Origin of the sequence: Actinomadura sp. 7K507, from assembly GCF_004348425.1 — a bacterium.
Classification (GTDB): domain Bacteria; phylum Actinomycetota; class Actinomycetes; order Streptosporangiales; family Streptosporangiaceae; genus Spirillospora.
In genome coordinates, this window is sequence record NZ_SMKK01000311.1 from 1 (window position 1) to 9,105 (window position 9,105).

Annotated in this window: 8 protein-coding genes; 3 read left to right on the top strand and 5 right to left on the bottom strand. The window is 73.3% G+C overall.

The features are described 5' to 3' along the window. Together E1285_RS46075 and E1285_RS40560 are read left to right on the top strand one after the other, a co-directional pair. Nucleotides 1-206 (top strand): hypothetical protein (locus E1285_RS46075; protein ID WP_165966965.1); only part of this gene is annotated, 206 nt, incomplete at its 5' end. A gap of 66 nt (nucleotides 207-272) precedes the next feature. Then, nucleotides 273-1,928 (top strand): serine/threonine-protein kinase, encoded by a 1,656-nt coding sequence (locus E1285_RS40560; protein ID WP_132159919.1) that lies wholly within the window; start codon nucleotides 273-275, stop codon nucleotides 1,926-1,928. Here the strand turns inward: E1285_RS40560 and E1285_RS40565 are convergent. The 5 genes from E1285_RS40565 to E1285_RS40585 all read right to left on the bottom strand — a co-directional run bounded on the left by E1285_RS40565 (nucleotide 1,925) and on the right by E1285_RS40585 (nucleotide 8,173). Then, entirely contained in the window at nucleotides 1,925-2,548 is a 624-nt protein-coding gene (locus tag E1285_RS40565; protein WP_132159920.1) for an isochorismatase family cysteine hydrolase, read from the bottom strand. The genes E1285_RS40560 and E1285_RS40565 overlap by 4 nt on opposite strands. After that, entirely contained in the window at nucleotides 2,545-3,384 is an 840-nt protein-coding gene (locus E1285_RS40570) for a creatininase family protein (RefSeq protein ID WP_132159921.1), read from the bottom strand. Before E1285_RS40570 ends, E1285_RS40565 begins: the two co-directional genes overlap by 4 nt. Next, nucleotides 3,381-4,373 (bottom strand): ABC transporter substrate-binding protein, encoded by a 993-nt coding sequence (locus E1285_RS40575; protein ID WP_132159922.1) that lies wholly within the window; start codon nucleotides 4,371-4,373, stop codon nucleotides 3,381-3,383. Before E1285_RS40575 ends, E1285_RS40570 begins: the two co-directional genes overlap by 4 nt. Nucleotides 4,374-4,521: 148 nt before the next feature. Then, complete coding sequence (locus E1285_RS40580; RefSeq protein ID WP_243723397.1) at nucleotides 4,522-6,000, bottom strand: aldehyde dehydrogenase family protein; 1,479 nt, start codon at nucleotides 5,998-6,000, stop codon at nucleotides 4,522-4,524. Continuing rightward, nucleotides 5,975-8,173 (bottom strand): MMPL family transporter, encoded by a 2,199-nt coding sequence (locus E1285_RS40585; RefSeq protein WP_165966966.1) that lies wholly within the window; start codon nucleotides 8,171-8,173, stop codon nucleotides 5,975-5,977. Before E1285_RS40585 ends, E1285_RS40580 begins: the two co-directional genes overlap by 26 nt. A gap of 163 nt (nucleotides 8,174-8,336) precedes the next feature. Between E1285_RS40585 and E1285_RS40590 the strand changes: the two genes are divergently transcribed. After that, the coding region (locus E1285_RS40590) for a histidine kinase dimerization/phosphoacceptor domain-containing protein (RefSeq protein WP_132159924.1) at nucleotides 8,337-9,105 on the top strand (769 nt) is incomplete at its 3' end.

The following is a 9,105-nucleotide window of genomic DNA, read 5'->3' on the forward strand; positions in this document are numbered from 1 at the left end:
CCGCGGCGGCGCGCCGGTGGCTCGGCGCCGAAGGCCGCAGCCTGGTCTGCGCCGCCGAGATCTCCGCGCGGACGGGCCGCACCGACTCCCTGAACCACTTCCTGACGATCCTGCACCGGCATGGCTCGGTCCTCGACGACACGACCCGCCTGTACGCCCTCACCCGCGAGCACTGGCTGCCCGATCAGGACCTCCGCCGGGTCTGAGAACCCGCCGAAGGCACGTGATACTGGACACTTGACCTAGCCCGCCCCCCCGGTCCAGGAGCGCCTATGGCCGATGACGCATCCCCTCCGTCCGCGAGTTCACTGCCTCCCAAGGCTCTCCCCCGCCGCGCCGGGGATCCGGAGCGCATCGGCGAGTACGAGGTGGCCGGTTTCCTCGGCGAGGGCGGGATGGGATCGGTCTACCTCGGCCGCGGGCCCGGTCCGGGCGGCGGGCCGGTGGCGATCAAGGTCGTCCGCGCCGACCACGCCCGGCACGGCGCCTTCCGTGAACGGTTCCGGCACGAGGCCGCCAACGCCCTCAAGGTCCCGCGGTTCTGCACCGCCGAGGTGCTGGACGCGGACCCCGACGCCGAGAACCCCTACCTGGTCACCGAGTACATCGACGGCCCCACACTGGACGAGGCGATCGGGGAGGGCGGCCCGCTGCGCCGGGCCGAGGTGGAGCAGCTGGGCGTCAGCATGGCCGCCGCGCTGGCCGCCATCCACGGCGCCGGGGTGGTGCACCGCGACCTGAAGCCCAGCAACGTGCTGCTGAGCCGGATGGGCCCGCGCGTGATCGACTTCGGTATCGCCAGCGCGCTGGACACCACGAACGGGCTCACCGCGACCGGTCAGCTCGTCGGGACCCCCTCGTACATGGCACCCGAGTTGTTCGAGGGGGCGGGCGCCGGCGAGGCCAGCGACGTGTTCGCCTGGGGCGCCGTCATGGCCTTCGCCATGACCGGCCGCGGGCCCTTCGGGGCCGGCCCGGTCCCGGCCATCGCGTACCGGATCGTGCACCGCGAGCCCGATCTGGACGGGGTGGAGGGCCCCCTGGCCGAGGTCATCGTGGCGGCGCTGGACAAGGACCACGCCCGGCGTCCCACGGCGCGCGATCTGCTCTCCCGGCTCGGCGTGGCAGGCGGCGACCCCGCGGCCGCCGCAGGAGCCGCAGGAGCCGCAGGAGCCGCAGGGGCCGCGGGAGCCGCGGGAGCCGCGGGAGCCGCGGGAGCCGCAGCGCCGCCGCGTCCCGCTGAGGCGGCTCCGCCGCGTCCCGGCGAAGCGTCTCCGCCGCGGGAGCCGCTGCCGCCGCCCGTACCGCCGCCGGCACCGCCCCCGCCGCCGGCTCACTTCCCGCCGCCCTCCGGTGCCCTGCCCCCGTCCGGGACCCGGCAGCCCGGCCCGGGTCCCGTGGCGGGGAACCAGGGCGGGTACCGGCCGACCGTTCCCGCCGGAACGCGGCTCAACGCCCCCGTCCCGCGCCCGACGCGGCGCCGCGCCCTGCTGCTCGGCGGGATCGCCGGCGGGGTCGCGCTCATGGCCGTGCTGCTCGCCGTGCTGGTCGTCCCGCGCCTGCTCGGGAGCGATCACACCTACCTCGACGGGCACTACAGCAGCAGCTACGGCGACATGTACGTCCGCGTCGACGGCGAGGACGTGCGGATGATCTACCGGTATCGGGGCAAGAGCCGCATCCACGGGACGGTCGACGGCTCCTCCATCTACGCGTCCTACACCGAAGGCCCAGGTACCGAGGCCACCGGGCAGGTGCGGTTCGCCATCCGGCGCTCGGGCGGCGACGTCCGGTTGGACGGGAAATGGGGCCGCTCCCCCGACGACCTGGACAGCGACTGGAACGCCCGCCGCATCGACGGGGAGATCCCCGCCGACATCACCGGCGACCTGAACGATCCCGCCCTGTTCCCGGCCGCCCCGTCCTAGAGACCGGGAACGGTGGCGTGCGGGGCCTGGGCGGTGCCGGCGAGGGCGGCGGCGGCCTCCTCGGTGGGGACCACCTTGGCGAAGACGGTGCCCATCAGGCGGAGGCTGCCGGTGTGCAGGTCCTCGACGTAGCCGGCGACGGCCTCGCGCGCCACGATCACCCGCAGGTCGCGGAAGAAGGCCGAGCGGACGGTGGACTCGACGCAGAAGTCGGTGCGCACACCGGCCATCACGAGCGTGCCGGCGCCGAGGTCGCGCAGCAGGTCGTCGAGGCCGGTGCGGTGGAAGGCGTCGAAGCGGGACTTGACGATCTCGTGGTCGCCCGGCGCGCGGTCGAGGCCGCCGAGCAGCTCGCTCCCCCACGTTCCGCGCCTCAGGCCCGCCGCGCGCAGGAACGGGCTGCGTTCGGCGAGCAGCCCGACGTCGGCGTCCTCCGCCCACTCCATCCGCACCCAGATGACGGGGCGGCCGGCGAGGCGGGCCGCGGCGGCGAGGGTGTTGACGTGCCCGACGAGGTCGTCCAGGCCGGTGACGCGGAGCCCGGCTTGCGCGAACACGCCGTCCGGGTGGCAGTAGTCGTTCTGCATGTCGATGACGAGCAGCGCGGTCTGCGAATTCATGCGGCCCCCTGGAGTCGATGGACGATGGCGTCGGCGGCCTGTTCGGCGGTGGACGCGTGGATGCGGTGCCCCTCTCCGGCGTCGGCGGCGGCCGGGTCGCCGAGGTAGCCGTCGGGGGTGACGCGGCGGGCGTGCTCGAAGCCCCGCCGCCACACGGCCAGTTCGCGGGGGCCGAGGCCGCTGGGTTCGAGCCGGGCGCGGACCTCCTCGCGCACCAGGTCCGGGTTGGTGTGCATCATCAGGGACGTCTCCCAGTTGCCGGCGTGGACGTCGACCGGGCCGTCCGGCGGAGGCTCGTCCGGTCCGGACAGGGTCAGGTACGGGTCGTCCAGGTCGAGGCCGATCCGCCGGGCCAGCGCCGGTTCGGTCACGAAGCTCGCGTTCGCCGCCGTGCGTTCGCAGGCCGACCGTATCCCGTCGTGCACGGTGCGGTTGTGGAGCGCGTCGCCGTGGCCGGAGAAGCAGAACACGTGCCGGAAGCCGTCGCGCGCCATCCCGCCCAGCAGGTCGACCATGACCTCCCTGATCAATTCGGGGCGGACGCTGTAGGACGCGGGGAAGGCCCCGGAGACGACGTTCACGCCCCAGTAGTAGGGCGGGACGATCAGCGCCTCCACGCCGCGCTCGGCCAGCAGCTCCCGGACGGCGCGCAGCCTGGCGCCCGGAAGGTAGACGTCCGTTCCCGTCGGCAGGTGCGGCCCGTGCTGCTCGATCACGCCGAAGGCCCAGAGCAGCACGGCTCCCGACCGGGCGGCTCGGTCGACCTCGTGCCAGGTCAGCTCCGCCAGCGTCCCCGCGAAGACGTCGCCGCCGTCGCGGCCCTCCCTGCCGGTCACCGGTCGAGCAGCTCCTTCAGCGGGGCGGTGCTCTTGATCAGCCCGGAATCGACGGTGAGCTGGGCGAGCGGGGCGATGTCGGCCTGTCCGGCCTCCGGGTTCCAGCCGGGCAGGGTCACCTCCTCGGTGAGGCCGGCGTCCAGTTTCAGGTAGCCGTTCAGCGCCGCGCGGGCCTCGTCCGGGTGGTTCTCGGCGTAGGTGAGGGACTCCTTCAACGCGGCCGTGAAGCGCTCCACGACCTCCGGGTTCTTGGCCGCGTACGGCTCGGCGGCGAACCAGGCGGCGAAGGGCAGCTTCTTGCCCATGCTGGCGTAGCTGACGGGCAGCGGCTCGGCGCCCTGCTTCGCGGCCATCGAGATGAACGGCTCGCTGACCATGATGGCGTCGACCTGGCCGTCCTTCAGCGCGGCGGGCATGTTGGGGATGGGGACCTCCACCAGCTCGACGTCGTCGCGCGGTACCCCGTGCTTCTTGAGGCTGGAGGCCACCGCGACCTCGTTGATGCCCTTGAGGGTGTTGACCGCGATCTTCTTGCCCTTCAGGTCGGCGACCTTCGTGATCGCGGGGTCGGCGGTCATCAGCTGCCCGGATCCGTCGTCCATCTCGTCGTCGGAGGCGCGGGCCCCCACCGACACCATGGACACCGGGACGCCCTTCTCCTTGGCGATGAGCAGGCTGACGATGTTGGAGTAGCCGAACTGGAAGTCGCCGCTGACCACGGCGGGGACGATGGCGGCGCCGCCCTGGGCGGCCTGCGTGGTGACCTCCAGCTTGTGGCGCTTGAACACGCCCTTCTTGATGCCGAGTTCCACCGGGGCGATGTCGATGATGGGAATGACGCCGAGCTTCACCTTCGCCACGCCGTCGGCGGAGACCTCGCCCTCACCGGAGCCGCAGCCGGTGAGGGCCGTCAGGGCCAGTGCCGCGGTGGCCGCGATCGCGGTGAGCTTGGCGGGACGCCTGTCGTGGCGACGGTGAAGGAAGGGCATTCAGGGGCTCCAGGGTGTGCGGAGGCGTGGCATCGAACCTAAGACACCTATTGGTTATATTCAATAGGGCGATGAATGTTCTTTGCCGGGCCGGACGCCTCCACCGCGGAGCCTGAGAGGGGCGCGGAGCCTAAGAGGGGCGCGGAGCCTAGATCGGGAACGGACGCTTCTCGTGCTGGACGCTGACCCAGTGGTCGGTCGTGAACTCCTCGATCGCCCACCGGCCCCCGAAACGCCCGATGCCGGACGCCTTCTCTCCGCCGAACGCCGTGTTCGCGTCGTCGTTCACGGGCGAGTCGTTCACATGCGTCATCCCCGCGTCGACACGCAGGGCGAAGCCCACGCCGCGCTCCACGTCCCGCGTGAAGACCGCGCTCGACAGGCCGTACTCGGTGTCGTTGGCGATGCGGAGCGCGTCGTCCTCGCCGTCCGCCCGGATGACGGTGATCACCGGGCCGAAGACCTCCTCGCGGGCCGTGGCCGCGTCGTTCCCGGCGACCAGGACGTGCGGCGGCAGCAGCAGACCCGACGGGCCGCCCGGGTCGCCCCCGAGAACCTGCTCGGCGCCCTCGTCGCGGGCGCGGGCGAGCTTGTCGCGGATCCCGTCGAGCTGGCCCTGGTTGATGACCGGCCCGATCTGCGTCGCGCCGTCGGAGGGGTCGCCCGCCACCAGCGCCCGCACCCGTGCGACGAACCGGTCGACGAAGGCGCCGTGCACGGACGCGTCGACGATCACACGGTTGGCGATCATGCAGATCTGCCCCGAGTGGAAGAACGAGCCGAAGACCGCGGCGTCGACCGCGCGGTCCAGGTCGGCGTCGTCCAGGACCACCAGCGGGCCGTTGCCGCCCAGCTCCAGCGCGACCTTCTTCACCCCGGCCTTCTTGACGATCCCCTCACCAACCGGCGTCGATCCCGTGAACGACACCATCCGGGCGAGAGGATGCTCGACGATGGCGTCGCCGATCTCGCGGCCCGAACCGATCGTCGCGTTGAGGACGCCGGGCGGCAGCCCCGCGTCCTCGAAGATCCTCGCGAGCAGCAGCGCGCCCGTGACCGGCGTGTCACCCGCCGGTTTGAGCACGACGGCGTTGCCCACGGCGAGCGCCGGCGCCACCGAGCGGGCCGAGAGCTGCATCGGGAAGTTCCACGGGCTGATGACGGCCACCACGCCGACCGGCCGCCGGTAGACGCGGCTCTCCTTGCCGGGGACGTCCGACGGCATGATCCGTCCCTCGACACGGTGGGCCATCGACGCGGCCTCGTACAGGACCGACCGTACGAGACCCCATTCGAGCTCGCCCTTCGCGAGGGTCCCGCCGGACTCGCGGACGATCCAGCCGACGATCTCGTCCTTGCGCGCCTCGAAGATCGCGGCGGCCGCGCGCATGATCCCGGCCCGCTCGCCCGGTGCCCGCGCCGCCCAGCCGGGCTGCGCCTCGCGGGCGGCGCGGTAGGCCTCGTCCAGGTCATCGGCATCGGCCAGGGCGATCTCCGTGAGCGTGTCGCCGCTCCACGGGTCCAGATCGGCCTTGGATTCGCCGCTGCGTCCGGCCCGCCACTCACCGGCGATCGGCATCACGTCGAAACCGTCATAGCGCTCAGGCGCGGACATCGTCTGGGTCATGTGGCCCGCCTACCCGGGCCGTGCCCGCCAAACCGGCCCCCGACCTGCGCACCGGCACGCGAGGCGGGCGGGCGGGCCACCAGGTGCGGTCGCCGAGCAGGATGGCCAGCGCGGGGACCTGGAGAGCGCGGACAAGGAGGGTGTCGATGAGGACTCCGACCCCGACGGCGATGCCGACCTGGGCGACGGTCACGTCAGGGATCTGGGCCAGCGCGGCGAAAGTGCCGGCGAGGACGAGGCCCGCGGCGGTGATGACGCCGCCGGTCGCGGTGAGCCCCCGATGCACGGCCATGGAGTTCGGAACGTGGCGGCGTTCCTCACGGACACGTTCCATGAGGAAGATGTTGTAGTCGACGCCAAGGGCGACCAGGAAGACGAATATGTAGATGAACAGGTCCGCCGCCACGCCTCCGAAGCCGAGCAGGTGGGTGAAGACGAGCGCGGAGACGCCCAGCGAGGCGGCGAACGACAGCACCACCGTGGCGAGCAGCATCAGCGGCGCGGCGATCGACCGGAGCAGCAGGCAGAGGATCAGGGTGACCGCGAGCAGGACGAGGGGCACGATGCGTTTCGTGTCGTCCAGCGCGGCCTCCCGGTAGTCGAGCTGCACGGCGGGGGCGCCGCCGACGAGGACTCCGGGCCGAACGGCGTCGAACCTGTCGCGGAGGTCGTCGATGGCGCCGGCGGCGGCCTGCCCGTACGGGGGAACCGCGAGGTCGACGGTCAGGGTGGGGCGGTCGCCGAGAGGCCGCCCAGGTTCCGCCTGGGCCACGTCCGGTGTGGCGGATGCCGCGGCCTGGACGGCGGTGACCGTCGCTGCGTCGCTTCCCGCCGGCAGGACGACCGTCAGCGGGGCGGAGAGCCCCTCCGGAAAATGCTGGGCCAGGACGTGCCGTCCGTTGACCGAGTCACTCTGCGGCGGCACCTTGTCCAGCGGATCGGCGCTGGTGTGCAAGGCGGTCAGGCCCAGGGCGGCGACCGCGAGGACGCCCGTGACGATCGATGCCGCCAGGCGGGGCCGGCGGGTCACCCGGTCGGCGACGGCGCCCCAGAGGCGATGGTCGGTGGCGCCGCGGGAGTCGTCCGGAGTGGGGATGCGGGGCCACAGCAGCCAGCGGCCCGCGCAGGCGAGCAGGGCGGGCAGCAGCGTGAGCATGGCGGCGAGGGCGATGACGATGCCGGTCGCGGCGACCGGGCCGAGCCCCCGCAGCCCGGCCAGGTCGGCGACCAGCAGGCAGAGCATGGCGGCCGTGACGGTCGCGGCGCTCGCCACGATGGCGGGGGCGGTGCGGCGCAACGCCCGCGCCAGGGCCTCGTGCCGGTCGGCGTGGTGGGAGAGCTCCTCCCGGTACCGGTTGAGCAGCAGCAGCGCGTAGTCGGTGGCGGCGCCGAAGACGAGCACGATCAGGATCGCCGACGACAGGTCGGTGACGGCGAGTCCGGCGCGGGCCAGCCCGTACGCGGCGCCGCGGGCCACCATGACGGCCAGTCCGGCGGCCAGCAGCGGGACGAGCCACAGCACGGGGCTGCGGTAGGTGAGCAGCAGCAGTACCGCGACGATGACCATGCTGGTGAGCAGCAGGGGCCCGTCGACGTCGCCGCCGTCGTTGTCGGCGTCCAGCGCGGCTTCACCGGTGACGTCGACCTGCAGCCCGGCGGGGGACGGCTGCGAGATCGCGTCCTCGCCGCGCAGCCGGTCGATCACCGTCGCGACGGTGTCGTCGTCGGCGTGCGACGGCTGGATCCGGACGGTGAACAGCGCGGCGGCCTTGTCGCGGGACAGCCGCACCTCCCCGGGTACCTGGGCCCCTGGCATGTTCAGGGCGCCGGCAGCGCGATGGCCCTGGTCGATGGCCGTACGGTCGGCGCTCGTGAGGGGCGCTCCATCTGCTCGGTGGTAGACGACCAGCGCGTCCTGGCTGGCGGGACGGCCGGGATCGGGTTCGGCGAGCCGGGCCACCTGGCTGGAGTCGAAACCGTCCGGCAGGTACGCCGCGGAATCGTTGCGCTGCACGTCGCCGAGGCGGGACGCGAACACGGTCGCCACGACCGCGAGGGCGACCCAGGCGAGCAGCACCACCCATTTGGCCGACTTCACCACCTTCGCCAGCCGGCTCGGCCGGTCCTGGCGGGCGGCCGGGGATGCGGCGGGGTCGATCGGAGTTTCAGGCATGGCTCCATCGCAGCCGCCGTCGGGGGGCGGCGGCATCGCCGGTCCGGGCCGTCCCTCGGGCCGGACGTTCACTCCAAGGAGCGACCGGCCGTCCGGGTAGCAGCGGCCGGTTCACTCCTTCGAGTGATGCCGTTCCGCCTGGACGGGGCCTAACGTCAAGATCGTGACCAGGCAGAACGAACCGGCACGGCGGGCCGGGCAGGCGGTCGTCGGTGCGGTGTCCGTCGCTCCCGCGCTGCTCGACCAGGCCACCACCGACACCTCTGCCGCGGCATGGACGGCCCTCGGCGGCTACGCGGTCGTGGCGGTGGCGGCGCTGGCGGTGCGGCGCCGGTGGCCGCTGACCGTGTTCTGCGTGATCTTCGCGGTGCTCGCCGGCGTCGAGATCGCCAGCGCCGCCGGGCAGGCCCGGTTGAGCAGCCTGTCGGTGCTGCCGCCCGCGTTCGCGCTGTACGCCGTCGGTGCGCACAGCCCGCGGCGGCGCTCGACGGCGGCGCTCGCCATCGGAGGCGCCGTGGTGGCGGCGGGAATGCTGATCAACCATGCGACCGCGCCGCAGGAATGGCGCGGCGGCTCGGACGTCCTCGCCCTCGTCGCGGTGCTCCCCGTGGCCTGGGCCCTGGGCGTGGCCGCACGCGGCCACCGTGCGCTGCTGGCCGCCGCCGAGCAGCGAGCCGAGGACGCCGACCGCCGCACGCGACTGGAGGCCGAGCAGGCCGCCGCCGCCGAACGGGTCCGCATCGCGCGGGACATGCACGACGTCGTCGCCCACTCCCTGACACTGCTGGTCGTCCACGCCGAAACGGTCCGCGCCCGCTCGGACGACCTGCCGCCGTGGGCCCGCGAACGCGTCGACGCGCTGGCCGCCGCCGGACGGCAGGCGACGGGAGAGATGCGCGACCTGCTCGGCGTGCTCCGCGACGGAACCGTGA

What these genes read in the sequence shown, in the direction of transcription:
- E1285_RS40560 (WP_132159919.1), top strand. Translation starts at nt 273, where the DNA reads ATGGCCGATGACGCATCCCCTCCGTCCGCGAGTTCACTGCCTCCCAAG.
- E1285_RS40565 (WP_132159920.1), bottom strand. Translation starts at nt 2,548, where the DNA reads ATGAATTCGCAGACCGCGCTGCTCGTCATCGACATGCAGAACGACTAC.
- E1285_RS40575 (WP_132159922.1), bottom strand. Translation starts at nt 4,373, where the DNA reads ATGCCCTTCCTTCACCGTCGCCACGACAGGCGTCCCGCCAAGCTCACC.
- E1285_RS40580 (WP_243723397.1), bottom strand. Translation starts at nt 6,000, where the DNA reads ATGACCCAGACGATGTCCGCGCCTGAGCGCTATGACGGTTTCGACGTG.
- E1285_RS40585 (WP_165966966.1), bottom strand. Translation starts at nt 8,173, where the DNA reads ATGCCTGAAACTCCGATCGACCCCGCCGCATCCCCGGCCGCCCGCCAG.